Annotated in this window: 20 protein-coding genes and 1 pseudogene; 14 read left to right on the plus strand and 7 right to left on the minus strand. The window is 39.1% G+C overall.

Annotated elements, in window-relative coordinates; translation table 11 throughout:
* Window positions 1-6 precede the first annotated feature (6 nt).
* From HDC90_RS09945 to HDC90_RS09960, 4 genes are all read right to left on the minus strand, one after another.
* Window positions 7-1,452, minus strand: coding sequence for a DUF3526 domain-containing protein (locus HDC90_RS09945; RefSeq protein ID WP_184465875.1), 1,446 nt, complete (start codon window positions 1,450-1,452; stop codon window positions 7-9).
* Entirely contained in the window at window positions 1,452-3,959 is a 2,508-nt protein-coding gene (locus tag HDC90_RS09950) for a TonB-dependent receptor (protein ID WP_184465877.1), read from the minus strand. Before HDC90_RS09950 ends, HDC90_RS09945 begins: the two co-directional genes overlap by 1 nt.
* Before the next feature lie 15 nt (window positions 3,960-3,974).
* A complete protein-coding gene (locus HDC90_RS09955) occupies window positions 3,975-4,670 on the minus strand; it encodes an ABC transporter ATP-binding protein (protein WP_184465878.1) in 696 nt (231 codons plus the stop codon).
* An 86-nt stretch (window positions 4,671-4,756) separates the two neighbouring features.
* Window positions 4,757-5,122, minus strand: a complete 366-nt coding sequence (locus HDC90_RS09960; protein WP_184465880.1) for a hypothetical protein — start codon at window positions 5,120-5,122, stop codon at window positions 4,757-4,759.
* Window positions 5,123-5,274: 152 nt separating this feature from the next.
* Here HDC90_RS09960 and HDC90_RS09965 point away from each other — a divergent pair, with 152 nt between their 5' ends.
* The 10 genes and pseudogenes from HDC90_RS09965 to HDC90_RS10010 all read left to right on the plus strand — a co-directional run bounded on the left by HDC90_RS09965 (window position 5,275) and on the right by HDC90_RS10010 (window position 16,629).
* On the plus strand, window positions 5,275-5,853 hold the full coding sequence (locus tag HDC90_RS09965) for a Crp/Fnr family transcriptional regulator (protein ID WP_184465882.1): 579 nt from the start codon (window positions 5,275-5,277) through the stop codon (window positions 5,851-5,853).
* A gap of 92 nt (window positions 5,854-5,945) precedes the next feature.
* On the plus strand, window positions 5,946-6,482 hold the full coding sequence (locus HDC90_RS09970; protein ID WP_184465884.1) for a YceI family protein: 537 nt from the start codon (window positions 5,946-5,948) through the stop codon (window positions 6,480-6,482).
* 10 nt (window positions 6,483-6,492) lie between these two features.
* Window positions 6,493-6,711, plus strand: a complete 219-nt coding sequence (locus HDC90_RS09975; protein WP_131531439.1) for a 4-oxalocrotonate tautomerase family protein — start codon at window positions 6,493-6,495, stop codon at window positions 6,709-6,711.
* 11 nt (window positions 6,712-6,722) lie between these two features.
* Window positions 6,723-7,469: pseudogene (locus tag HDC90_RS25530) on the plus strand (SDR family NAD(P)-dependent oxidoreductase).
* Between the two features lie 75 nt (window positions 7,470-7,544).
* Window positions 7,545-7,925, plus strand: a complete 381-nt coding sequence (locus HDC90_RS09985; protein ID WP_184465886.1) for a nuclear transport factor 2 family protein — start codon at window positions 7,545-7,547, stop codon at window positions 7,923-7,925.
* A gap of 1 nt (window position 7,926) precedes the next feature.
* Entirely contained in the window at window positions 7,927-8,985 is a 1,059-nt protein-coding gene (locus tag HDC90_RS09990; RefSeq protein WP_184465888.1) for a nitronate monooxygenase family protein, read from the plus strand.
* 461 nt (window positions 8,986-9,446) lie between these two features.
* A complete protein-coding gene (locus tag HDC90_RS09995) occupies window positions 9,447-10,037 on the plus strand; it encodes an RNA polymerase sigma-70 factor (protein WP_184465890.1) in 591 nt (196 codons plus the stop codon).
* A 153-nt stretch (window positions 10,038-10,190) separates the two neighbouring features.
* Window positions 10,191-11,336, plus strand: a complete 1,146-nt coding sequence (locus tag HDC90_RS10000) for a FecR family protein (protein ID WP_184465892.1) — start codon at window positions 10,191-10,193, stop codon at window positions 11,334-11,336.
* Window positions 11,337-11,558: 222 nt separating this feature from the next.
* The gene (locus HDC90_RS10005) at window positions 11,559-14,963 is read left to right on the plus strand and encodes a TonB-dependent receptor (RefSeq protein WP_184465894.1); all 3,405 of its coding nucleotides are present in this window, start codon (window positions 11,559-11,561) and stop codon (window positions 14,961-14,963) included.
* A 13-nt stretch (window positions 14,964-14,976) separates the two neighbouring features.
* Window positions 14,977-16,629 (plus strand): RagB/SusD family nutrient uptake outer membrane protein, encoded by a 1,653-nt coding sequence (locus HDC90_RS10010; RefSeq protein ID WP_184465896.1) that lies wholly within the window; start codon window positions 14,977-14,979, stop codon window positions 16,627-16,629.
* A 214-nt stretch (window positions 16,630-16,843) separates the two neighbouring features.
* Here the strand turns inward: HDC90_RS10010 and HDC90_RS10015 are convergent, their stop codons facing one another.
* Complete coding sequence (locus HDC90_RS10015; RefSeq protein ID WP_184465898.1) at window positions 16,844-17,422, minus strand: YdeI family protein; 579 nt, start codon at window positions 17,420-17,422, stop codon at window positions 16,844-16,846.
* Between the two features lie 17 nt (window positions 17,423-17,439).
* Complete coding sequence (locus tag HDC90_RS10020) at window positions 17,440-17,601, minus strand: hypothetical protein (protein ID WP_184465900.1); 162 nt, start codon at window positions 17,599-17,601, stop codon at window positions 17,440-17,442.
* Window positions 17,602-17,799: 198 nt separating this feature from the next.
* Here HDC90_RS10020 and HDC90_RS10025 point away from each other — a divergent pair, with 198 nt between their 5' ends.
* The 4 genes from HDC90_RS10025 to HDC90_RS10040 all read left to right on the plus strand — a co-directional run bounded on the left by HDC90_RS10025 (window position 17,800) and on the right by HDC90_RS10040 (window position 24,806).
* On the plus strand, window positions 17,800-19,404 hold the full coding sequence (locus tag HDC90_RS10025) for a tetratricopeptide repeat protein (RefSeq protein ID WP_184465902.1): 1,605 nt from the start codon (window positions 17,800-17,802) through the stop codon (window positions 19,402-19,404).
* 261 nt (window positions 19,405-19,665) lie between these two features.
* Window positions 19,666-22,443 (plus strand): TonB-dependent receptor, encoded by a 2,778-nt coding sequence (locus HDC90_RS10030; RefSeq protein WP_184465904.1) that lies wholly within the window; start codon window positions 19,666-19,668, stop codon window positions 22,441-22,443.
* A gap of 61 nt (window positions 22,444-22,504) precedes the next feature.
* Complete coding sequence (locus HDC90_RS10035) at window positions 22,505-23,725, plus strand: right-handed parallel beta-helix repeat-containing protein (RefSeq protein WP_255497579.1); 1,221 nt, start codon at window positions 22,505-22,507, stop codon at window positions 23,723-23,725.
* 1 nt (window position 23,726) lies between these two features.
* Window positions 23,727-24,806, plus strand: coding sequence for a phytase (locus HDC90_RS10040; protein ID WP_184465908.1), 1,080 nt, complete (start codon window positions 23,727-23,729; stop codon window positions 24,804-24,806).
* Window positions 24,807-25,289: 483 nt separating this feature from the next.
* On the opposite strand, the gene HDC90_RS10045 is transcribed toward HDC90_RS10040, so the two are convergent.
* Entirely contained in the window at window positions 25,290-26,309 is a 1,020-nt protein-coding gene (locus HDC90_RS10045) for an AraC family transcriptional regulator (RefSeq protein ID WP_184465910.1), read from the minus strand.
* Window positions 26,310-26,406 lie beyond the last annotated feature (97 nt).

The raw sequence follows: 26,406 nt of genomic DNA on the forward strand, positions 1-26,406 counted from the left end.
TTATTGCTATATCGTTTTAATCCATTTTGGTGAACATTGAAGTAAAATAACCGCAACAAATAGCCAGAAGGCCAAGGCGCTTAGTGCTAATAGCCCATTTGCCATAACAGCACCTAATTTTTTGAAATGGTAATTAAAATCGGGTTGTTCGGCCCAATTTGTTTTACTGATGGCCAAAGGTTTTTCTTCTTCTCCAGGTGCAATGTTGCTGATCTTTTCAATTTGCAGCTTATTCATCTTTTGAGCGAGTTGATAACGGTAAGTTTCTGCCTGGTGTTGAAAATCGACGAAAGTATTAAAATCGGATGCGGTTAAGGCCATCGAAATGTTTTTCAGCGATAAATAAGGGTTTAAGAAACCTGTAACCGTAGTAATGCTGTTCTGTTTTTCGAAAATTTTGTTCAGCTCACTTTGGTGCTTACTATAAATTTTTGAGGTAATCTTTTCGCCCTCGGCCATAATGTAACCACCATAGTTAAAAGGCAGTTTTTTAACATCATCCACAGCATAAGCTTTAAGTAACGAATCTTTAATGGCTGTGTAATGTGGGTCATTGGGATCATGGCTATCGCCCTGCTGATGAACTTCGGCTGCAATGGCATCGGCAAATTCTATTTTAGATGGTGAAGGGTAGATTTTTACACCAACTGCCTGGGTTATACGAGGCATAATCACCATGAAGAATATCCAGCAGGCCAATAAGGTAATCAAGGCCGATTTGGAACTGCGGGCAAAGGCTGAAACCAAAACTGTAATGGCCGAAATAATGAAAAAATAAACGGAGTAGGTTAAAACCAGCAATAATAAACGTAAAGCGGAATCCATACTGACCTGCCAATGACTTAACGAGGCCCATAATAAGATGGTGAGCAGTATAAGAGGAATAAATATGGAAAGGCAAATGCTGATAATGCCTATTGTTTTGCCCCACAGCAGTTGTTTCCAGCTCACATCCTGGCACAACAGGATCTTTAAGGTTCCCGATTCTCGTTCTGCCGAGATGCTGTTATAACCCAAAAAGAAAATAAGCAGCGGCACCAGTAGTTGCAGTACCATGGCTACACTGATTTCGCCAAAGCTGAGCATACCGTTGGTAAAGCCCGCTTCGCTGAAATTAACCGTATTCTGTTTATGTGCCTCTAAAAAAATCGATACCCCTGCGAAACTTTCTATGCCAAAGTCGAAGAAACTCAGTTCGTGTTTTTCGCGAAAGGCGAGGTAACCATAGTGGGCCATCCTGTGTGGGTGTTTATCTGGTTTGGCTAACCACTGTGCCCTTACCAGGGCCTTATAGTGGAGCCGTTGGTTATTTTGCATTTTAAAATTCTGCCATCCAACATAAGTGGCCAAACAAAGCGATAAGCCTAATAAAAGGGTTAAAGACAAGGTGGCTCTATTGTTAAATGCAGCTTTAAAAGTTTGTTTCGCAATAGTGCTTATTCTATTAGACATTATATTCTATAGGTTACGTTAAACATTACATTTCTTGGTGTACCAGGGAAAAGGCGTAGATAATTTTGAGCACCGACCCAGTAGGTCTTATTTAAAATGTTATTCATGTTTACAGCCAGTTGTACTTTAGAGCCAGCAGGCGAATAATAAAGTGCTGCATCTAACAGGGTATAAGCTGGCAGTACAAAATCTCTGATATATAAGGGAAGTTTAGTGCCACTATACTGTAAACCTGCTCCAAAACCGATTCCCTTTAGCTTATGTGTTTCAAAGTTGTAGCGTGTCCATAAGCTGGCACTGTGTTTTGGCGTGTTCTGCACCCGCTGACCAATTAAATCCGGATTAAAATCATCCTTAATAATAGCATCTACATAACTATAACCTGCATTAAACTGCCAGTTAGACCTGATAAAACCAGACGCTTCTAATTCGACACCACGGCTGCGTTGGGCACCTCGTTCTATTAATCGGTTTACATCTAACGGGTCATTTGCATTCATCAGCAGGTTTTTCTGGTTGATTTCGAATACCGAAATATTCACCATCAGGTTTTTATTCAGCCATTCAGATTTTGCACCAATCTCTTTTAAGTCGCTTTCTAAAGGCTTAAAATTGGTGCCTGCAGGTGGTGGAACAATAACCAGGGTTGAGGTATTGCCTTGTGGCTGATATCCCTGTAAATAGGTTCCGTAAAGGTTAATGTTTGCGTTTATGCTATAGGTAATTCCGGCCCTTGGCAAAAGTTTATGCTGATAAATTTTCTTTTCGGTAGCTAATTTGTAATTGCTGTAATCCTCGTACCACTCTTGTCGTAAACCCAATGTTAAGGTAACTTGATGGTATTTTATCTGATCCTGCAGGTATACTGCATTAACCAAATTATATGCGGCAGGGATTTCTGTTTTGGTAAAAACGTAATCGCTTAAATTTTTAATGGTATAGGTTGGGGCAGACAGGTTAAAGTGTTCTACATTGGGTACAGGTGCATTTATACCATTTACCACTTTAAATAAATAGAGGTCTTTTTTTGTAGGATCGTACTTTGCTGCAACGGTTCCATCTTTTAAGCGGTAGCCCTGGGCAGAGTTTTCGCCACCGCCCCGAAGTTTCTGGGTATTTATTCTATCGTACCCGATTACCAGCTTGTGGCTTAAGCTAAAAGTGTTGGCGTTTATACTAAAATAAGTACTTAAATTGTCGGTTTGCCATTTTTGCTGACGCTGAACGGCGCGCATGGCCGCTAAAGTAGGGATAGGTTGATTGTTTTCATCAACGCCAAAAGCATTGGTGGTTCTATGTTCTAAAAGATCTTCGCTCCAGTTTTGCTTCATATAGGCCACATTAAATACAATATTCTGTGTAAGACTATGCGAAAAATTGGTCATCAACATTAAATCCTGGCTATTAAAGCGATCGTTACTGGCCCCCATATTGAAACTGATCGGTGTACTTTTTAAATCTGTTTTACCTGCAATTGCGCCAAAAATAGCCTGTCCACGGTCTAACCTCGAATTGCTGTTGTTCATTACCACTTCTACATTTAAGCTGGTTCTATCATTCGGGATGTACGAAAAAGAAGGGGCAATCAGATAACCCTTTCTGTATTGCAGGTCTCTGAAGCTTTTACTGTCTTCATACCCCACATTAAGTCGGTAAAGCAGCGTTTTATCAGCATTTAAAGGACCTGTAAAATCTAATGCACCTCTAATGGTACTGAAACTTCCGGCCGAGAGACTAATCTCTTTGCGATCTTCAGTCAGTGGTTTTTTGGTTACCAGGTTAATGCTTCCTCCCGGGTCTACACTCGAGAATGTAGCACTTGCCGGACCTTTTATCACCTCTATCCGCTCCAGATTATTGGTTAAAGGCTGGTTAAAATAATATTGGCGGGTACGCATGCCGTTAATAATGGCACCTTCTTCATTCTGGTTAATTCCTCTGATAGAAAATTGGTTGTAATAACTGCTTTGCGATACACTGGTTACATTCTTAACCGCATCGGCCAGTACAGCTGCCTGCCTGTCGGCAATTAATTCTTTCGAAACCGAAGAAATAGCCTGTGGAATATCCTTGTTCAAGGTAGCCGTTTTGGTGGCTGAAAAGGAATAGTTGCCATAGTACTTTTTGCCATTGGTACCTACCACTTCAACGGTCTGCAATTCTTCGCTGGTGGTTTGCAGCACAATCGCACCTAGGTTCAAATCACCAATGCCATTAATGGAATAAATGCGATTAAAAGTGCTGTAGCCAATGGCACTAATGGTGATGGTGTAATTAGCTGTTTTAGGTAGAACAACTGAGAAATTACCGAGCGAATCGCTGTTTGTATTCAGTTGATCTTTCCCATTCTTAAATTTAATAGTGGCTTTTTGGATAGCGTGGTTTTGGGTATCGTTTACTTTTCCACTTACCCTAACCTGAGCAAAAGTGACCAGGTAAAATGTGCTGAAGAACAATAGCAAAGAGAGTGCACGGAAAATAGAATGACCTTTATATGTTGGGTACATGAAATAGATTTGTTTTTAAATAGTTTGTAAGTATAATTCCTGGAGATCGGCTGCAGTGATGTCGCTGGCTTTAAGTGTATGGATTAATTCACCTTGTTTCATAATACCAATGTGCGAACCTACGTTTACCGCATTAAAAATATCATGAGTAGCCATTAATATCGATTTCCCTTCAGCAGCCAATTGTTTAACCAGTTGGGTAAATTCTGCCGTAGCTTTTGGGTCTAGTCCGCTGGTGGGTTCATCCATTAAAATGATTTTTGCATTTTTGGCCAATGCGATAGCAATACCCACTTTTTGGCGCATGCCTTTGCTAAAACCCGATAAATGTTTATAGTGGGCAGCTTCCTGTAAACCACATTGGTTTAAAAAACCGGTTAAGCTTTTGGTATCATAATTAAAGCCCGCTAGTTTCGAAAAGTAATCGAGGTTTTCAATGGCAGAAAGGTTTCCGTAAAGCATCACCACTTCAGGGATATAAGCTAAATGTTTGCGGCGCTCGTTATCGTGCGCATTCAGTGCCTCTCCGTTGATTAAAATTTTACCCTCGCTTGGTTCAATAAAACCGAGAAATAAATTAATAGTAGTCGTTTTCCCTGCACCGTTTTGGCCTAAAAGGCAAAATACCTCACCAGCGTTAACGGTTAAATTAAGTTGCTTTAGGGCTTGGTAAACCCCGTAATTTTTGGATAGTGAAATGGCTTGAAGCATAATAAAATATTGGCACATACCAAACAGGTATGTGCGTTAAACAGTATGAATTTGCAGGTTATGAAAAGAAATTTCTTGTATGAAGATTATGCCATTAGGCTAGGAGGCCCTTTATTGGCGCAGGATAAGAGGTAAGCAACAGCATGCCTCATCAGGTAAATACAAGGTTTAAGCGTTGGTTTAACTAAGGGTAAAGCAAATGCAGTAGGAGCAGGGACATCGAAAAAATGCGATCGGTGTTTCAGTACCTCGCACAATTTACACTTTAGCTTTGCCGAACCTAGTTGTTTAAGCGGATACGCCAGAGAACTTTGCTTGCTGTAACTGGTTTTTTCGGCACCATGGTGATGTAGGCTTTCTATCAGTGTTGCATTAAGAAATACCGCCAATAGCAATACCGCCCATATACGGGCAAAAATTTCTCTGCGATATTTATAGACTGAATAATTCAATGCAACAAAGTTACATTTAAAAAATTAAAAATCAAGTATTGTGTTATTCTGTTAATTACGGAATCGGTTAACTTTATGTCGTTTAACGACTTCGGACTCCTGACTCACCGACTTCCGACTAACTCCAATAATTCTTACCTTTATTTGAAGTTATGAACCCTAAAGAAACACTAAAAGCGCATATTTTAAAAACGGCAACTTTAAACGACAAAGAGTTCGATTATTTATTTTCCTATTTCAAGCAACAGTCTTTTAAAAAAGGGCAGGTCGTCATTAGCGAAGGAGATAAGGTAGATCACGAATATTTTGTGATCTCGGGCTGTTTAAAAGCTTTTTTTATCAACGACGAAATCAAGATGTATATCCTGCAGTTTGCCATGCCTACCTGGTGGACTTCAGATTATGGCGCTCTATACAACCATACCCGTGCAACCATAAGTGTAGATTGCATTAGCGATGCAGAAGTGTTATGCCTTTCTAACGATGACCGCGAAAAAATCTGCAGTGAAATTCATCAGGCTGAACATTTTTTCCGGTGGAGAACAAACAGGGGCTATCTGGCTTCGCAGAAAAGGCTGTTGTCGTTTATGAATAACGATACTAAAGCCCGTTACGAGGAACTTTTGGCCATGTATCCTCAATTGTATAATCTTGTCCCTAAACATTTAATTGCTGCTTATTTGGGTGTTTCGAGAGAAACCCTGAGCAGACTTTACAACGCTCAAAAATAGCGCTTGCGGAATGTGATGTACATCACCTAAGTCCTGTAAATTTCCTCCCTTACTTTGTGTTGTCAAATCACTAACGATTGATAAATAAAGAAATGGAAACTACAAAATTTGAAATTGTAAGTGCTCAAAGCAACATCAACTGGACTGGTAAAAAAGTTACCGGAGCACACAACGGAACCATCACGATTAGATCGGGTTCACTAAGTTTAAACGATGATAAACTCAGCAAAGGGAACTTTATCATCGATACCACCTCTATCGTAATATTGGATGTTACCGACCCTGCAACCAATGCACAGTTTGCCGGACATTTATTCTCTGAAGATTTTTTCGCAACTGATCAATTCCCGGAGGCTACATTTGTGATCACAGCTGTTGATCAAACCAATGAAGATAATACTGTAATTACCGGCGATTTAACCATTAAAGGCATTACACATACTGTAATTTTTGCGGCAGATGTTGTGGTTACTGGCAATACGTTAACAGCTTCTGGTAAAATCTTTATCGACCGTACCAAATACAACATGAAATTCAGATCAGGTAACTTTTTCACCAACCTTGGCGATAACCTAATCTACAATGAATTTGAGCTCGATGTAAAATTAACCGCATCATTAACTATTTAATCGAACAGCCATGCCATACGTAAAAATAGAAGTAACCCGCGAAGGTGTTACACGCGAACAAAAACAGACCCTAATTAGTGGAATAACCAAACTGATTACTGAAGTATTGGATAAAGATCCGAAGCTTACCCACGTAGTAATTCAAGAAATAGAATTGGATGATTGGGGATATGCAGGCGAACAGGTATCGGTACTGCGCGAAAAAGGGATCACAGCAAACAATAAATAATTATCAAAAACATGAAAACACTAACTGTCATTATAACAGGCGCATCAACAGGTATTGGTCGTGCCATAGCAGCTTTATTTTTAGAACAGGGTCACAATGTGGTGATCAATGCTGCACATGAGAACAATTTAATTACTGCTTTCAACGAATTAGGATTGCACCATCAATTGGCGATGGTAGCTGGCGATATCAGCAACATCAGTACAGGTAAACTATTGGTAGAAACTGCCGTAGCACGTTTTGGTGCTGTAGATGTGCTGGTAAACAATGCCGGTATTTTTGAAGCAAAGCCTTTTTTAGAGGTAGATGAAGCATACCTGGACAGATTTTTGAATATCAATTTAAAAGGCACATTTTTCACCACTCAGGCAGCCATCACGTAGATGTTGAAACAAAATGGTGGTGCTGTTATTAACATCGGAACCGTATTGGTAGATCATGCCATTGGTGGCTTTCCTGCAACAGCACCCATTTCGAGCAAGGGAGGCATCCATGCTTTAACTAAACAATTGGCTGCAGAGTTCGGCAAAAACAACATCAGGGTAAATGGCATCGCAGCAGGGATTATCAGAAGTCCGTTACAGGCCAAAAATGGCATTAGTGATGCAGATGCGTTTGCGGGTTTACATTTATTAAACCGTATTGGCGAAACACAGGATGTTGCTCAACTGGCCCTGTACCTGGCTGAAAGTAATTTTGTAACAGGCGAAATAATCAATTTAGACGGAGGTCATGTAGCGGGTCATCACATTGGCTAGGGATAAAAATTAAAACAAGAACCAGGTATGCAAAGGGAACATTTAACCCCGGGCATACCTTAAAAAATTAAAACCATGAACAATTACAGCGAAAATGCAAATGCAATAGCAGAAGTACTGTCATCTTATTTTAAGGGAGTTTTTAATGGAGATACAGCACTGCTCAGAAAAATATTTCATCCACAGTCTATATTGGCTGGTGATGTAAACGGCATTCCATATTTTAAAACACTTGATGAATATTTAGAAGGGGTAAGTAAGCGCAAAAGTCCGCAGGAGCTCAATGAAACATTCCGAATGGAAATATTGTCGATAGAAATTATCAACTCTATTGCAATTGCCAAAGTTCATCTGCCTATTTTTGATTTTAATTATTACGACCTTTTATCATTAAATCTAACCGATAGCGGGTGGGTGATTGTGAATAAACTTTTAACCAACGTGAAAAATTATTAAGATGTGGAACAGAACTAAAATAACCGAACTTTTAAAGATCGAATATCCGATTTTATTAGGCCCAATGGGCGGTGGGTTTTCAACACCTGAACTTTTAGCAGCCGTATCAAACGCTGGTGGTTTGGGTAGCATCGGCGCATATACCTTAAGTCCTGAAGAAATTATCGAAACCGATAAAATTGTAAGAACAAAAACAGATAAACCTTACAACATCAACCTATGGGTAAATGATGTAGATGAACGTTTAGTTAATTATCCAACAGAAAAAATAGAGGAGATTAAACTATTATTCAAACCTTTTTTTGATGAACTGAGTATTCCCTTACCCGATCTTGATGCCAATATTCCTTCAAAATTTTTGAAACAGGTTGAAACGCTTTTCGAGCTGAAACCCGCAGTATTTAGTTTTATATTCGGCATACCTTCAAAAGAAGTATTAAACGAAGCACTAAAGTTAGGCATTAAAACGGTGGGTGCAGCAACCACATTAGATGAAGCTTTAGCACTCGAAGAAGCCGAGGTTGATGCCATTGTAGCAACAGGATTTGAAGCGGGTGGGCATCGTCCTTCATTCCTTAAACCAGCAGATGAGTCGCTAACAGGAACTTTTGTATTGATCCAGCAAGTAAAAGCGAAAACAAAAACACCCATAATTGCCGCTGGTGGTATTGCCGATGCAAAAGGTATAAAGGCAGCATTGGCGCTTGGCGCAGATGCAGTTCAGATTGGTACCGCTTTTTTAGTAACCGACGAATCTAATGCAACGCCGATGCACAAGGCAAAACTTTTCTCCGAAGAATCAAAAAATACGGTGCTTTCTAAATCATTAACCGGGAGAATGGGACGGATGATCGGTAACCGGATATCCAGTGCTATTCGTTATGATATTGAGGTATTGCCCTTTCCACTACAAACCCGATTAATGGGGCCGTTAAGAGCCGCTGCCATTGAACAGGGCAAAACAGATATCTACAATTTCTGGTCGGGCCAAAACGCGGTAAACTTAAAATATACGTCTGCAAAAGAATTAATCGAGGTGTTGATTAGGGAGATGAGTTAGTTCATTAGTCATTGGTTCATTTATCAATAGTCAGGTTGGTTATTGGTTAGCTGTGATTGGGAGCTGGATACTGATTATTTCGATGATCCGTTATTGATTCAGCTCATAAATATAATTGCGATTGCTATAGGGAGCGAGAGCCTGTCCCTATTTTCTTGAAGACAATCTTAGAAGCAGAAAGACAGTCAGATACAATTTCTGTTGTGGAAACCTTATCCTCTTAATTACTAAAATTAAAAGCTGAGGGATTAATGCCCCAGAGCAAGCCATGGTTAGATATTTCTGGATTTTCATACCAAAATGGTTCATGTGCTCCACTGCTTATTGATTTATCGTTTAATTTACTTCATTCATTTCTTTTGTCTCTTCAATAATGCAACATTTATGCTACCTTGCAAAAAAAAATATGTAAATTAAGCCGCTATTTTTTTGCTTAGTATTGCAGAGATCTCCTTATATTAATGAAACCTGATAATTTACAACTATGGCCTGATAGTTTGCTTGTTCGCGATATGCAAAGTAATGATCGGTCTGCGTTCGAAAAAATTTATAACAGGTATTGGAGCAAGTTATATTTATCTGCTTATCATATTTTGCGTAATAGAGAGGCCTCTGAAGATATTATACAAGAGATATTTGTAAGTCTTTGGTTAAAACGGGAGCATAGCGCAGTCGATAACCTGAACAATTATTTGTTTACGGCCGTTCGTTTTCAGGTATTTAAAGCCATTAGAGATGGTAAAATACGCACTGATTTACTTCATGATACCGAGCTTTTGGTGAGTGCAAATAATGCCGAAAATGCCTTTGCCGAAAAAGAGATTGCGCAACGTCTGGATGAGAGTATTGAGTTATTACCTCAAAAGTGTAAGGAAATTTTCATCCTCAGCCGTAAAGAACACCTCAGCGTAAAAGAAATAGCTGCCCGTTTAAACATTTCGCCTAAAACCGTAGAAAACCAGATTACCATTGCACTGCGGCGCCTGCGTACCGATATGGGCGAGTTCTTATTTTGGGCCATTTTATTATTGGCCGGCATTTGGGGTAAATAAATTAATGCTCATTTAAATGATTCAATCGAATTGTTTACAATTACTTAACTATGTTTAATTTTAATTCGCTGTTACATAGTTTGTTGTGTAAAATTTAAAATTTCTTTTGGGGGGTATACGCTATGTTGGGTACATACAGCAAACCACAAGCAATTGAAAAAAGCAGAATTAACAAGTTTAACAGAAAAATACATAGCCGGTACTGCCAGTGGAGAAGAACGTCTTAAATTAGAATCTTGGTACAATAATCAATTGAACCAAAATACTTTGGCGAGTGAAAAACAGATTGATGAGGAAGAGCAAGTTAAAGTTGGCGAGAAGATTTTTAATAAGATTAATCAAGAAATAGAGCAGTATGAGAAAAAACGCCCTAACAGGTATTTTTATCGCTTAGCCGTTGCCGCCTCATTAATTGCCGTTTTAGGTTTTGGTTGGTTTATTTTAAGTGAGCGTACCGATCTTAAAAAAATAGATAAATCAGCCAGTTTAATCAAACCAGGCGGGAACAAAGCCTTTTTAACACTTGTTGATGGAACTAAAATTAATTTAGATCAGGCGCTAAATGGTACAATAGCCAAGCAAGAGGGAATTCAAATTACCAAAACTGCCGACGGGCAATTGGTTTATACCGTTTTAGAAAATAAATCAGCGCTGGCTAAACCAGGTTTTAATACCATTAGTACTCCGGCCGGCGGCCAGTATCAGGTAACCCTGCCCGATGGAACTAAGGTTTGGTTAAACGCCATATCATCATTAAAATATCCTACCGCATTTACAGGCAAATATAGGGTGGTAGAGCTTACCGGCGAAGGTTATTTCGAAGTAGCTAAAAATAAAAACAAGCCTTTCAAACTTAAAACATCAAAACAAGAAATAAGTGTTTTGGGTACCCATTTTAATGTAAGTGCTTATGCTGATGACGCTGAGATTAAAACAACCCTGGTAGAAGGTGGGGTAGCCGTTAAAAACTTCAGTCCATTGGCTACAGGTTTGCTAAAACCAGGACAGCAGGCTGTTTTTCACAATACGGGTTTCAAAGTGAGCAATGTTGATGTAGAAGAATATATCGCCTGGAAAAATGGCTTCTTTATGTTCAATAACGAAGGAATTAAAGAAGCGATGCAAAAATTAGCCAGGTGGTACGATGTTGATATAGAGTATGTTGGTGATTTTGATGGGATTTACTTCGGCGGATCTTTTTCGAAACACAACAACTTACAAGAAACCTTAAAAATATTAGAATCTACTGATAAGTTTAAATTTAAAATAGAAGGAAGGAGGATTAAAATTTTAAAATAATACATGAAATTTTAATCTAAAAAACGGATTTCGAGTGCAATCGAAACCCGTTTAAAGTTTTAGATTAAAGTTGTTCCAACAATAACCAAATAGTTAAAACATTGTAAATGTAATAGCAACTGCTATAGGCATTTAATCAACCTAAAACCTAACAAATGTATGAAAATTTACGATTTTAATTTATACGGTTCAAGCCGTATAAAGAATAAAATTCTGTTATCTATGAAGCTAACCATCTTATTGCTTTTTATAGCCTTTTTACATGTTCATGCGGGCAGTTTTGCACAAAAGAACATTACGCTTAATGAAAAAAATGCATCATTACAAAAAGTGCTTAAAGCAATAAAAAATCAAAGCGGATACAATGTGTTTTTTATCCAAAGCGATTTAAAAAAGGCAAACATGGTGAGCATTGATATCAAAGATATGCCTTTAACCGAAGCCTTAAATCAATGCTTCAAAAACCAGCCCTTAACCTATTCTATACAGGCCAATACTATTGTGGTTAAAGAACGTCCTACAAATGCGGGCCCTGCTAATAAGCCAGAACAAAGCGCGCCCGTAAACAAGGTTATCGACGTGATTGGTACTATTGTAGACGAAATTGGTAAAGGTATACCCGGTGCCAGCATCAAAATAAAAGGCAGAGAGCAGGGCACGATGAGTGATGAAAGTGGAAACTTTAAACTAACTGGTGTGGCCGATGATGCCATTTTAGTCATCTCTTATTTAGGTTATCAAACCAAAGAAATAAAAGCATCGGCTACGGTAAAAGTTACTTTGTTGCCACAAAGCAACGATTTAAGCGAGGTAGTAGTGGTAGCTTATGGTACACAAAAAAAATCGAGTTTAACCGGAGCCATTGCAACCATTACACCTAAACAATTAAAAGAACGACCTGTAACCTCAATACAAAATGCTTTACAGGGTATTTCTCCAGGTTTAACCATTTTACAACGCCCTGGCGATGTAAGTGCCAGTGCTACCGGTGGTACTGCCGTTAATATTAGGGGCAGAAGCAGTTTGGCAGGTGCAGGTACTCCACTTTACATTATTGATGGTATTCCGGCCAGTTCGCAAGAGTTTGCCACCCTTAATCCAAATGATATTTCGGGCATGTCCGTACTAAAAGATGCCTCTTCTGCTGCTTTATATGGCTCGAGAGCTGCAAATGGCGTAATTATGGTAACCACTAAAAGAGGTGGTGGAGAAAAAGCAACCATCGAGTTTAATGCCAACTACGGCTGGCAATCTCCAACCCGTATTGCAAAATATTTAGGATCAGTAGATTATACTACACTTTATAACGAAGCACTCACCAATGTTGGCCGTAGCCCTATGTACACGCCGGCACAAATAGAGTTATACAGAAATGGTTCACAACCAGATTTATATCCAAATACTGATTGGTATAAAGAAGTTTTAAGGCCAAACGCACCGCAAGGCGATGTGAATTTAAACATCAATGCACCTGGAAAAATAACCAGTAGTTATTTGGGCTTAAATTATTTAACGCAGGAATCGTTGATTCCGAACAAAGACCAGGATCGGTTTAGTGCAAAATTAAATACTGAGACTAAGGTTATCGAAAATATTCTGAAGATAGGTACCAATATCTCCTTCATTAATCAGGCTTTTGATCGTTTGGGTAACTTATCGTGGACAGAGTTAAACCGTTCTTTGCCAACCACTGTTTTTCGCCAGAGTAATGGCCAGTGGGGTTCGGTAAACAACGGAACGGTAGCCAGTAGTTCATTGCCATACCGTAACCAGGCCCGTATGATTGCCGAATCATCAAAAGGCAGCAACCGTAATAATTTGCTCCAAACTGCTGCCAACGCTACCTTAACGCCATTAAAAGGTCTATCAATTAATGGATTGGTTTCGTTAAAATTTACCAATAACAATAGCACGGCCTTTAACAATACCATGGCTCCGATTAATAACTTTTTAACTGGCAACCCTATTCCGCTACCTGCAGGACAAGGCACACAGAACGACTTAAGGGAGTATTGGTCTAAAAGAAAAGAATTGTTGGTGCAAGCTACTGCAGATTATGAACGTACTTTTGGCAAACATTACGGAAAGGTAACGGTAGGTTCATCGCAAGAAAGCAATGTACTTAGAAGTGCATTTCTTGGCCGCAGAAACTTTCCTAATAACGATTTAAGTACCATCATTAATGGTTCTGGTAACGGAGAAGATATTTTATCAGATAATAACAATGACGATATTATTGCAGGTGTTTATGGTCTTGCTAATAGAACTGCTGCCGAAGAATGGGCCATGCGATCGATGTTTGGTCGTTTTAACTATGCTTTTGAAGATAAATACCTGTTAGAGGTAAATGCCCGTATTGATTATTCTTCACGTTTCCGTGAAGATGTACGTAGGGCCTTCTTTCCGTCGTTTTCTGCCGGATGGGTAGTTTCAAAAGAAGACTTCATGAAAAACATCAACTGGGTTGATAATTTAAAGCTCCGTGGTTCTTATGGTTCATTGGGTAACCAGGATGTGGTTGCCGTTGGTAATTATTTTAACCGATTAAACTCGGGCTTTCAATATAGCTTTGAAGGTACCGCACAGGATGGAATCTGGCAGGCAGACGGATCGTGGCCAACCACAACCTGGGAAAAAGTATATATGACCGATTTCGGAGCAGATATGACCTTATTTAAAGGTAAATTAGACATTACCGCAGATTACTACATTAAGGATACCAAAGATTTGTTATTGCGTAATGCCGCTTTGGCAACTTATCCCTTAACCGTACCTTTTACCAATGCAGCAAGTACCCGTAATACAGGCTTTGAGCTGGCTGTTACTCATAACAACCGCATTGGTAAAGATTTTACTTTTAGTGTAGGCGGTAACTTATCATTAATTAAAAGTAAAATCACCAAAATTGGTGATAACAACAATGACCTCTTTGCGGATGATCTATATATTCAAAGAGTTGGTGAATCGCTTGGGTCTTTTTACGGGTATATTGCTGATGGTCTTTTTGTTAGTAATGAAGAGGTTGCTTCACATGCTTTTCAAGATGCTCGTACCAGAGCTGGAGATATTAAATACAGGGATATAAATGGCGATAATGTGATTAACGCAGCCGACCGTACCATTATTGGCAACGACGTACCTTTTGTAAACTATGGTTTTAATTTAAGTGCCGCGTACAAGGGGTTCGATTTTAATATCCTTACTTATGGCGTAGCCAAAGTAAAAACCTTTTTGGGCCAGGAAGCTTCAACACCTTTTTTTAACGGTGCAAATGCTAAAGTACAGTTGTTAAACCGCTGGACAAAAGAAAACCCTGATCCAAATGCAGATTTCCCGAGGACATTGTTAACTGCTGATGCAGGTCATAATATCAATCAGCTTTCATCATTTTACCTGTTCAGTGGTTCTTACTTCAGGGTAAGGGGCATTACTTTAGGGTATACCTTACCTCAAAATGCTGTGAAAAAAATTGGTTTGTCTAAACTGAGAATTTACGGAACTGCCAATAATCCTTTCACTATTATGGCCGATAAACGTTTGGGTGATTATGATCCCGAATCTGCTTCAGGCCGCGGTGGTTATCCGGGTATTAAAACGTGGTCGTTTGGTTTAAGTGCAGGATTATAAAATGAATAGAAAAATGAAAAAGATATATATAGTTACAAGCATATTGTTATCAACTGCTTTGGTTTCTTGCAAAAAAGATTTTTTAGAAAGGCCACCATTAAACCAGGTATCGGAAGCTACTTTCTGGAAAAACGCAAATGATGTTTACCTGGCCGTAAATGGGGTGTATAACCAGTTACCTGGCGATGGCATGGTGTACGACGACGCGGCTGCAGATAATGCACATGCGCAATATCCGTGGGAAAGTTCGGCAACAGACGTATCATCAGGTAATGTAAACTCTGCTTTAGATGCAGGCTGGGATTTTACCGCAATTGGCCGTGCCAATTATTTTTTAGATAATGCAGATAAGGTAACTGCTATTGATAAAACTTTGCTGGATCGCTATAAAGCCGAAGTTCGTTTTATCAGGGCAAATGCCTACTTCTGGTTGATTTGTAAATTTGGTGATGTGCCATTATCGACAAAAACTGTTGAGCTTGGCAGAGAAAATATTCCAAGAACACCAAAAGCAGAAGTATTAAAATTTGTAGTTGATGAATTAGATGCTATTGCTAAAATTTTACCGCAAAGTTATGCTGGTGGTAAACCAAATGAAAAGGGCCGCATTACCAAAGGTGCAGCACTTGCTTTAAAAGCACGTGCATACTTATACGATGGCCAGTGGCAATTGGCTGCCGATGCAGCAAGCCAGGTAATGACTTTGGGTTACAGTTTGTTTAAAGTAACGGCCGAAGATGCCTTAAGTGCCAAAGATAATTACAGTGCATGGGTAGATTTTGCAAATGCCGACGACGAGAAAAAGTTCCGTTTAGGTCTGCGTAGCTACGAAGCCTTGTTTCAACAGGCCAATGAGGGAAATGTGGAAGTGATTTTAGACAGACAGCGTATTCCGCAACAGGATCCTAATGCTTTAAACACCCTGTTGCCTTCTGCTGATTTAGGTGGATGGGGCTCAATTGCACCGACACAAGAGCTGGTAAACAGTTATCCAAGTTATAAAACCGGCGATTTAATTACACCGCCTACACCAGCACAACGTGCTGCATGGTATAAAGCCAAAGATCCGGCATTTAAAAACGAATATAAAAACAGGGATCCCCGCTTTTATGCCAGTATTTTATTTGATGGAAACCCATGGAATGCCATTGAAGACGGCTATACCTTTAAATGGACCGAGGGCGCAGGTAATACCGCATTAACAGGTTATAGCGTGCGTAAAATGGTAGATCCGAAAATCTACCGTGATCAGATGGAAAATCACGCCAACAATATCCTGATCCGTTACGCAGAGGTTTTATTAACCTATGCGGAAGCCAAAAATGAATTAACAGGTCCTGATGGATCGGTATACGATGCTTTAGATCAGATCAGGACCCGTGCTGGTATGCCAGTAGTAGACAGAACTAAATATGCTACTCAGGCAACCTTAAGAGAATTGATCAGGAACGAAAGACGTATAGAGCTTGCTATAGAAGGGCAGCGTTATATGGACATCAGAAGATGGAAAATTGCGCCACAGGTAATGAAATCTATTTTTAGTATCAGCGATGCGGTTAAACCTATCCAGGTTAGAACCTGGACTGATAAATTGTATTTAATGCCAATCCCGCAAGATCAGCTAGATCTTTCTAAAGGCATTTTAAAGCAGAACAGCGGTTATTAAGATAAATGCATCTACTTATGCGCACAATGATTATAGCGGCCAGGTTTATCCTGGTCGCTATTTTTTTTGATCAGATTATTTCATTGTATTCAGTTGCCCATTATTAGGACTGTAGTGGATGGTTATTCAAGAGATAAACTAAACTTCCTTTCATTTTCTTATAGCAAACTGCCGCAAGACTTCTGGTTTTGGACTAAAAACTCCAAACTAAATTCTATTTTACCCGCACATTTGCGCCCGCCAACCTAACCGTTTCGCTAATCCTTGTTGCTCTTGTTTCTGCTCTTTTGGCCTCTGATATCCATTTTAGTATAGCCTTCTTTGAAGAACGGGGAAATTTTTGCCAGTGTGTTTGTGCCAGCATGTTTGATTCAAATTCTTTTTTTAAATCATCAGGAACAACCAGATTTTCCACATCGTTCAAGGCATCCCACATGCCGTTGGCTTTTGCTATTTCGATTGTTTGCAAACCCGCAGGGCTCATTAATCCTTGCTCAATCATGTTTAGGGCTTTATTTTTGTTTATAGCGCTCCAATTACTTTTGGCTTTTCTTTTAGAGAAAAATTGATAACGGCTTTCTTCATCACGCTTAACTGTTAAGCTGTCAATCCATCCATAACAAAGTGCTTCATCAACTGCGTTACTATGAGGTAAACTATTCGCTGATGCATCTTTTTTATAGATAATTAACCAAGCAGATACCTCTTTTTCATGGTTTTCAGCAAGCCATTGGCGCCAGTCGGCTTGGGTTTTAGCATAAAAAGCTTTAACGCCGTTTTTTATTTCTTCCATAGAGATCATTATCAAGGTTAATCGGTTTTTTGTGTAAATTGGTTAATCAACGCCAAACGCCCAACTCCAAACCTCTTCTTCTCCAAGTTGGTAATTCCCCATAAATCGTAGCTAATCCGGCCATAAAAAATCGAATCGATACCATCTAAAGAATCGTTAAAATTGGTATCACCATCCATAGTGTACCAATCAATTTCTCCATTAGGGACTTCAATGTATCTATCTAGTATATTACGTCTAAATTACAAAATATCCTTTAAACCGATCTTGAAATTAGATTTGGCATTCGCGAGCATCAGTTAATTATTCAACTTAACCATAAGTTAACATATACGCTCTTTCTTTGTCTGGCATTGCCTGATATAGATATTTTTAATATGATCAAATCCTTTAGTGTTCTTGTACTTTTTCTGCTTTTCATTTCGAATGCAATTGCGCAGGAAGAAAAATTCGAATCGATTATTGCGCTGAATCAAAAAAATCCGACTGCTGCCCTGGCTCAATTAAAAAAAATATATGCCAAATCTATTGATGATAATGATGAGCTTTTAGAAGGTAAATGTTTGCAGCAAATGGGCAAGGTTTGTTATACGCAGGGTCATTTTAGCCAATCGTTAGAATTCTTTTTAAAAGCAGATAAAATATTCAACAATGCCAACCAATCGCTTTTATTGGCTGCTAACCTTAACGATGTGGGTGTGCTTTACTATTACATGAAGCAGAAAGACAAAGCAATGAACAGCTATCGCAAAGCCATAAGTGTTTATAAAAGATCGAATAATTTAATTGGCCAGGCAACCGTTTTGGGTAATATTGGGCAGTTATATGAAAAAAGGCAACTTTACGATAGTGCATTTTACTATCAAAAACTGGCTTTAAAAATAAACGAACAGATTAACGATAAAAGTGGGGCGGCCAAAATACACGAAAACCTGGGCAGCATATATGAAGACCTGGAGCGTTATGATTCTGCTTACGTACATTTTAAACAGTCGTTAAATTTATATCAGGAAGACCATAATAACCTGGGGAGTATTGAAGTAATTAATAATTTAGGCGATATCCTTCGTAAAACAGGCCGGTATAAGGAGAGTATTGTACAAACCGAAACAGCATTTAAACTGGCCGAAAAGATGGGTAATGTTTATCAGTTAAGTTCCTGCTGTAGAGATTTAGGTAAGGCGTATGAACTGTTGAACAATATGGATAGCGCTTACCATTATGTAAAACTTGGATATAAATACACCATCGACCTCTATTCGCAAGATGGTGCCAGGCAGGTGGCATTTTTGCAGGTACTTTACGATATCAATAAAAAATCAGATGAGATTTCTAAACTGAAAAACGATAGGAAAGTAAACAGGATTATTGCTTTTTCTGCCACCATTGTAGTAGTATTAATAGTTGTTTTGGGTTTTGTAATTTTTAGCAGGCAGCGCTTAAAGTTAAAAGATCAACAGATGCTGGCACGACAGAAAGCAATAGAACACGATATGACCAGCTTGGCGCTCAAAAATCTTCAGCTCGAAGAGCAAAATCTAAAACAGTTATTAGAAGTTAAAAGCAGAGAACTGTCTACCCATACCCTAAACCTGATTAAACACAACCAGTTTTTGGAAAAGCTTAGGAGCACTTTACAGGCGATGATAAAAGATGATAAGCGCGATCAGAAAAAGCAGATGAACCAGATCCTCACCGAAATTAATCAGAGCTTTAATCACGAACGTAACTGGAAAGAATTTACGCTGGCTTTTGAACAGGTGCATCATCAATTTCTCGAAAGCCTGAAAAAATATAGCAATGAGCTTACTTCAGCAGATATGCGCTTAATTGCATTGTTAAAAATGAACCTCGATTCTGGCGATATGGCAACCTTACTTGGTATTTCTACCGATAGCCTGAGGGTATCGAGATATAGGTTAAGGAAAAAGCTAAATCTGGCACAAGGCGATAATTTATCAGCATTTATCCAGGCGTTATAACCGTTACATCAGCTGTAATATTGTGGCCCGTTTTTTTGATTTGATGGGCTTAACAATTCGTTAATGTAACGGTAATAAAAGCATAATGGTGTTTTGGTGCTTATTTAATTTATTGATAATCATTTTGTTATGTTTTTGTGTTGCCTTTTTATATATGCTTGTTGTAACGCTGTTGCCTTTATGTAACCCTTATAATTTCATTGTGTAATCTGGTGTATACACCTTTGCCCTGTCGACAATAAAAAGACATAACCAAACACAATGAACAAACGATTACAAATTCTGTTTTTACTTCTTTTTTGTGCGGGCGCAGCTAATGCCACAAAACTGAAAGGCCACGTTTACGATAAGCAAACCGGAGAGGCCATTGTAGGCGCAACAGTGGTTTTAGAAAACCCAAGGCGCACAACCAACACCGGATTAGATGGTACTTTCGAATTTAAGGATGTAGAAGTTGGTGCCGCCAAAATTAGTGTAAGCTATATCACCTACAAAACTATCGAGCAAAGCTTAGTGGTACTGAAAGAAGATAACGATCACTTAAAGTTTTACATGGAGAGCGATTCGAAAAGTCTTGACGATATTACTATTAAATCAAATGCAGTTAGTTCTACCGATCAGGGTGCAAGGCGTTTAGAAAAAAATGCTCCACAACTAATGAATATCGTATCAGGCAGGTCAATCGAGATTTCCCCTGATTTAACGGTGGCCAATGTGATGCAACGTATTTCGGGTGTATCAATAGAACGCAACAGCAACGGCGATGGCCAATATGCCATTTTAAGGGGAATGGATAAACGCTACAATTATACTTTGGTAAATGGTGTTAAAATCCCAAGTCCTGATAATAAATATCGTTATGTTCCGCTCGATCTTTTTCCTGCTGATTTACTCGACCGTTTAGAGGTGTATAAAACCCTTACGCCAAATTTAGAGGGCGATGCCATTGGCGGTGCCATTAATATGGTGATGAAAAATGCCCCAGGCTTGTTGCAGGTAAATGCCAATGTTTCTACCGGTTATAGCCAGTTGTTTTTCGATCGTAAGTTTACCAGTTATGATGCTTCGGGTATTAATTACAAATCGCCTTACGAGGTAAATGGGAAAACCTATAATGCTACACAGAACGATTTTAGTAAGGGAACACTTGATTATAAGTATAAAAATCCTGCACCTAACTTAATCGGTAGCTTATCCTTGAGTAAGCGCTTTTTGGATAATAAATTAGGGGTGGTACTGGCAGGAAGCTATCAGAATACCTACCGTGGCAGCAACAGTACCTTCTACAATAACTCGGTTGTAGGTACTGATTCTTATGCAAAAATTACCAGCAAAAGTTACCGCGAATTTTCTGAGCAACAGCAACGCACAGGCTTACATGGAAAAATTGATTATATTTTTAACAAAGACCACCAGATCAGTTTATACAATGTATATGTTAACCTGAAAAATCAGCAGGTTAGAGATGCGGTAACCACTACCTATAATGGGGTTTATAATCCAACAGCTGGAAATGCAGAATTGGTTTACGATACCCGTAGCCGCTTAACCGAGCAGCAGATTTACAATTCTACGTTGCATGGCGACCACAAATTCTTTGATGATAAATTTAAAGTACAATGGTCGGCTGTTTATTCTTCGGCTAAAAATGATGTACCCGAAAATACCAATATCAGTTTAAATGGGGTAGAACAGAATTTTCAAAGCAAACGTACCAGTCTGGTCAATACCAATCCGGTTACCCGTAGGTGGGAGCGCAATACCGATGAAGATTTAGCAGGTTACCTGGATTTGACTTACCAGGTTCTAACTGGCGAACATAAACTGGATATTATGGCAGGGGGTTTATATCGTGATAAACAAAGGAGCAGCTTCTTTAACAGTTATAGTTTAGGCCCAACGGCTGATCATGCCCGTGATATTTATGGTGTTGACTTTCAGAATTATACCGATCTGAATTTAGTGGTTTCCAATCCTACAGGAGCAGTATCTAATGCATTGACCTATGATGCCAGTGAGAAAATTGCAGCTGGTTATGGTATGTTTAAGTATAACTCTGCCAAATTAGAAATTATTGGGGGCTTAAGGGTAGAGCATACCAACCAGGGTTATAACCTGCTTTTTGCTGCAGGTGAAGCTTTTCCGAAAGGTAATCAGATTTATACCGATTTACTACCCAGTTTAACCGCAAAATACTTTTTAAGCCAAAAAGCACAATTACATGCCTCGTATTACAGAGCCCTTAACCGTCCTGGCTTTTACGAAATTGTACCTGGAAAAGTGGTTAATGAGGATTTTGTAGAGCGTGGTAATGTTAACCTGCAACGTGCCTTAGCCGATAACTTCGATTTACGTTACGAGCTTTTTCCAGGCGCTTCAGAACAATTGCTGTTTGGTGCTTTTTATAAGCGGATCAAAAATCCTATTGAATATACCTTTCAGGCCGATGCTGTCCGTGGACAGGATACTTTTTATACCCCGGGCAACTTTGGTACGGCCAATAATTATGGCGCAGAAGTAGATTATATCAAATATTTCAGCAAAATAGGCATAAAGGCCAATTATACCTATACCCATTCGCGCATTAACACCACTAAAACCACTCGGGTTATTAATAATACTACCGGAGATACAGAGCCCGCTAATGTGAACCAGGAACGCCCGCTTTACGGTCAGTCGGCTCATATTGCCAACTTATCGTTATTGTTTAAAGACACTAAAAAAGGCTGGGATGTTCAGGTTGCAGGTGCTTATACAGGGCCACGCATCAATACGGTTTCACAATTCTTAAATAACGATTTATGGCAGGAAGGATTTGTACAGATGGATGCTTCGGCCGAAAAACGTTTTAAAGGTGGTATCAGTGTTTTTGTAAAGGCTAATAATATCTTAAATACACCAACAAAATTATTTATAAAAGGTACAAATTCCGCAAATAACGATATTAAAGAAGATCTGGTTAAAAATGGAAATACCTTGATCAGAAGCGATTATTATGGCCAAAACTATCTTGTTGGCTTCAGATATAAGTTTAATTAATAGCATTTAAAGATACAAAAACATGAAATCAAATCAGATTTTTAAATTATTAATCCTTGTTATGCTAGCCTTAGCAGGATGTGAAAAAGCCAATATAGATGTTGATACTACTGCTGTTGATGGCTCGGCAATTGGTGAGGTTTCCGGGGTTTGGGCCAAAGGCAGTACGCAGGTAATTAAAGGCGATATTGTGATTCCCGAAGGAAAAACACTAACGATTGAAGAGGGGGTAACGGTGCTGATGGATACGGTTGCGAAACCAGAAATTATTATAAAAGGTAATCTGTATGCACTTGGAACTGCAGAAAACCCAGTCAAGTTTACTGTCAATGAATTTTATAAAACCTCATCAAAAAAATTCGGAAAGCTTTGGGGCGGTATTTTGGCCGGTCCAACATGCGAAGAACTGGTGCTCGATCATGTCATTCTCGAATATGGTGGTGCCAAAACCTCCGATGCCTCTACTTCGGTAAAAATGGGCTTGTATAAAGCTGTTGCGGGCGAAAGTTTACCCGCCCTTTGGTTTGCCAATGCCAGGGGCAGGCTGGTGGTTCAAAATAGCACCATCAGAAATTTTCAGGAAGATTGTACTTATATTGAAGGAGGAAGAATCATTTTTGCCAATAATGTTTTTTATACCACTGGTGTAACAGGAGGCGAAGCCATGAACTTTAAATCGGGCTGCTTGGCAGATATAGCCTATAATTTAGTTTATAGCACCAATACCAATGCTTTGAAATTATCTAACACTGGAGATAAAACCCCGCAGACCTATATTATTGCTTATAACAATACCATGGTAAATACAGGTTGGAGAAGACCAACGGCCAAAGGCGGATCAATCTGGCTGGAGAGCACGGTGCGTGCCGATCTGTATAATAATCTTTTTGCCAATACCCGTTTTGGTGTGAAAAGAGATCCGAAAAAGCCTGAAGATAGCCGTTCTGTCTACAGTAATAACTGGTATTATGGTTTCGACCAGACCACCGTAAACCAGTTTCAGCCAACTGGCGATATTGTGGGCGGTAAAAACGATGTAATTAGTAATATAGCCGGTGCAAATGATCCTAAATTTGTGAATTATCCCTTAAATACTGCTGTTACCAATGCCGATTTCAATACCGCGTGGGATTTTCACCTGCAAGGCAACTCGCCAGCTTTGGGTAAGGGTATCACCAACTTTACCCGCCATCACCAAGCTGGAATTATAATGAAAAATGGTATCACCTATATCTCTCCATCACCTTCTACATTTGTTGGTGCATATGGAACTAAAATATAAAATGAAGTATAACAATATATTAAAATTTGCCGCTTTTGCGGTTTTAAGCCTGACCATTTCTTGTAATGGAGGCGCACAAAATCGAAGCAGTACAGCAGTAAAACCCTTATATGTGTCTGAACCTGTAGACTTTGATACCGACGATCCTGCGATCTGGGTAAATCCGAACAATCCGGCGCAGTCTTTAGTTATCGGTACCGATAAAGATACCAATGGTGGTCTGTATGTTTTCGATCTGAAAGGTAAAATCATCAGGTCTAAAACCATAAAAGGCTTAAAGCGTCCTAATAACGTTGATATTGCCTATGGTTTGCAGTTGGCCAGAAAAAAGACAGATATTGTGGTAACAACAGAGCGTTACACGCATAAACTACGGATATTTTCTCTTCCCGATATGAAAGCAATCGACAATGGCGGAATTCCTGTTTTTGTAGGAGAAACAGGGGCAGAGTACCGCGATTTAATGGGGATTTCGATGTATACCGATCCAAGTGGAAAAATTTATGCCATTGTTGGCCGTAAAACGGGCCCTAAAAACGGAGGTTATCTTTGGCAATATTTATTGGCAGATGATGGAAAAGGCAATGTTAAAGCCGATTTGGTACGGAAATTCGGGCAGTATAGCGGTAAAAAAGAAATCGAAGCCATTGCTGTTGATAATGAACTGGGTTACGTTTATTATTGCGATGAACAGGTAGGGGTGCGCAAGTATTATGCAGACCCAGCCAAGGGAAATAAAGAACTGGCATTATTTGGGCAGGGTGATTTCGCTGTCGACAATGAAGGAATCGCTATTTATAAAACTTCAGGAAATAATGGGTATATCCTCGTATCGGACCAGGGTGCCAGGCAGTTAAAAGTATACGATCGGGTGGCTAAGGCCAATGCTGCCCATCCGCATCCACTTTTAACCACGATAAAGTATTCTGCTAATCAAACCGATGGTATTGATGTGGTTTCAGTTCCTTTAAACGCCGATTTTAAACACGGTTTATTAGTGGCCATGAGTGATGATAAAACCTTTCATTTTTACAGATGGGAAGATATAGCGGGTAAAAAATTGACTAGTGCACAACCATAATATTAACATTTATTTTTTGGGAAAGCAATTGCGGGAGCATTTGGAGTAGTTCCGTCCCGCTCCCGCTTCTGCTCCCGATGAAAAATCGGTAGCATCCCGCTCTGATCGGGTTTAGGTGGCATGAATAGCAGTACTATGAGCGTAGAATAAACCCGACCGACAGCGTTATCCCCGATTCCTTCTATCGGGAGCGGGACTAGGGGAACCGAAGCACCTCTGTCTCTGCTTTCCAAAAAAAAGGAATAGATTAGGTTTGAAGATTTCTATCTGCCTACGCCAGGGAATTTTAATGAATTAGTATTTTATTGCATGGAATCGTCATTCCCAACTTGATTGGGAATCATAATGCTATAAGCTTTAAGATTCCCGCCTGCGCGGGAATGACGATCATCCTATTGGAGTCTGTCAATGGCGTTGTCGAGAAACATTTCTTTATCATTGAAAATCAGTTTAGGCCAAGTTTTAGCTATGAAGTTTATCGGCTTAAACCGCAATATTATTCGATAATTTATACTCAGATGGGGTAATTCCCGTCTGTTTTTTAAAATACTTACCAAAAAAAGAGGAGTTACTAAAGCGCAGTTCCATGGCTACCTCCGAGATATTCATCACATGGCTCGTTAACAATAACTTCGCTTCCCTAATCACCATTTCATCAATAACTTCACCTGCCGTTCTATCGGTTACCTGTTTAACAACCTGCGATAAATGCCTTGGCGTAATGCGTAAGCAGTTGGCGTAATAAATTACACGCTTTTCCTGTTTAAAGTTTTCCGAAACCAGTGATAAAAAACGATTAGTGAGTTCTGTCTTGCTGTCGTGAGCAAAAGGTAACGGATCTTTCTGTTTGTTTTTTATCAGAAAGAGGTCATACAGTAATTCCAGGAAGCTATTATGCACAATGTTTTTAATCTGAGGAGTATCTTTAGGTACATTCAGTTTTTTGTGTAGGGCAAGCATATCATAATAAATGAATGTATATTCCTCTTTTGATAATGAAAATTTATGGGTGGGATTGTTCTGGAACATCCTGTAAGCATTTCCGCTATTAAAGAATATCCCCTTGGTTTTTAAATAACTTTTGTTAAAATGGATACTGATGAAAGAAACATCGCTGTTATCCTTAATTTCGTAAACAGCGTGTGGAAAAATGAGTAGAATATCTCTTTGATTTAATACATGTTCTACAAAATTTATCTTCAGGTTCATCTTTCCCTTTGTGATCAGAATTAAAGCATAACTCGATACGCGGAAAGGCTCCGAACTGCAATAATGCGGATCGCTACTATGATGGATTTTTGCCATCAGGCCATCGTTTAAAGAAAGCGCTTCCTCATGGTTTTTTTCTGAAAAGGTTTTATTGAGTAACTCTTGTTGCATAAAATCGGTCGGCGTTTTTTTTAATAATTTCTTAACAGATTCCATCATCTTTTGCACTACAATTTTAGCCACCTTTTTACGGATAGTTTTTCGCCCTTTATCTGTCGGATTTTGCTCTGACAAATGTAATATTAGGGATCAATTTTGCAAGTAATTTTTTTTAAAATGACTAATTTCTGATCAATTTTCAATCTTTTGATTAATAAATATGTAATTTTAA

This window comes from Pedobacter sp. AK013 (assembly GCF_014205835.1).
In the GTDB taxonomy this organism is placed as follows: domain Bacteria; phylum Bacteroidota; class Bacteroidia; order Sphingobacteriales; family Sphingobacteriaceae; genus Pedobacter.

Bases quoted from the DNA above. Each gene is read 5' to 3' on its own strand.
- HDC90_RS09945 (WP_184465875.1), bottom strand. From the start codon at position 1,452: ATGTCTAATAGAATAAGCACTATTGCGAAACAAACTTTTAAAGCTGCA.
- HDC90_RS09950 (WP_184465877.1), bottom strand. From the start codon at position 3,959: ATGTACCCAACATATAAAGGTCATTCTATTTTCCGTGCACTCTCTTTG.
- HDC90_RS09955 (WP_184465878.1), bottom strand. From the start codon at position 4,670: ATGCTTCAAGCCATTTCACTATCCAAAAATTACGGGGTTTACCAAGCC.
- HDC90_RS09965 (WP_184465882.1), top strand. From the start codon at position 5,275: ATGAACCCTAAAGAAACACTAAAAGCGCATATTTTAAAAACGGCAACT.
- HDC90_RS09970 (WP_184465884.1), top strand. From the start codon at position 5,946: ATGGAAACTACAAAATTTGAAATTGTAAGTGCTCAAAGCAACATCAAC.
- HDC90_RS09975 (WP_131531439.1), top strand. From the start codon at position 6,493: ATGCCATACGTAAAAATAGAAGTAACCCGCGAAGGTGTTACACGCGAA.
- HDC90_RS09985 (WP_184465886.1), top strand. From the start codon at position 7,545: ATGAACAATTACAGCGAAAATGCAAATGCAATAGCAGAAGTACTGTCA.
- HDC90_RS09990 (WP_184465888.1), top strand. From the start codon at position 7,927: ATGTGGAACAGAACTAAAATAACCGAACTTTTAAAGATCGAATATCCG.
- HDC90_RS09995 (WP_184465890.1), top strand. From the start codon at position 9,447: ATGAAACCTGATAATTTACAACTATGGCCTGATAGTTTGCTTGTTCGC.
- HDC90_RS10005 (WP_184465894.1), top strand. From the start codon at position 11,559: ATGAAGCTAACCATCTTATTGCTTTTTATAGCCTTTTTACATGTTCAT.
- HDC90_RS10010 (WP_184465896.1), top strand. From the start codon at position 14,977: ATGAAAAAGATATATATAGTTACAAGCATATTGTTATCAACTGCTTTG.
- HDC90_RS10015 (WP_184465898.1), bottom strand. From the start codon at position 17,422: ATGGAAGAAATAAAAAACGGCGTTAAAGCTTTTTATGCTAAAACCCAA.
- HDC90_RS10020 (WP_184465900.1), bottom strand. From the start codon at position 17,601: ATGGATGGTGATACCAATTTTAACGATTCTTTAGATGGTATCGATTCG.
- HDC90_RS10025 (WP_184465902.1), top strand. From the start codon at position 17,800: ATGATCAAATCCTTTAGTGTTCTTGTACTTTTTCTGCTTTTCATTTCG.
- HDC90_RS10030 (WP_184465904.1), top strand. From the start codon at position 19,666: ATGAACAAACGATTACAAATTCTGTTTTTACTTCTTTTTTGTGCGGGC.
- HDC90_RS10035 (WP_255497579.1), top strand. From the start codon at position 22,505: ATGCTAGCCTTAGCAGGATGTGAAAAAGCCAATATAGATGTTGATACT.
- HDC90_RS10040 (WP_184465908.1), top strand. From the start codon at position 23,727: ATGAAGTATAACAATATATTAAAATTTGCCGCTTTTGCGGTTTTAAGC.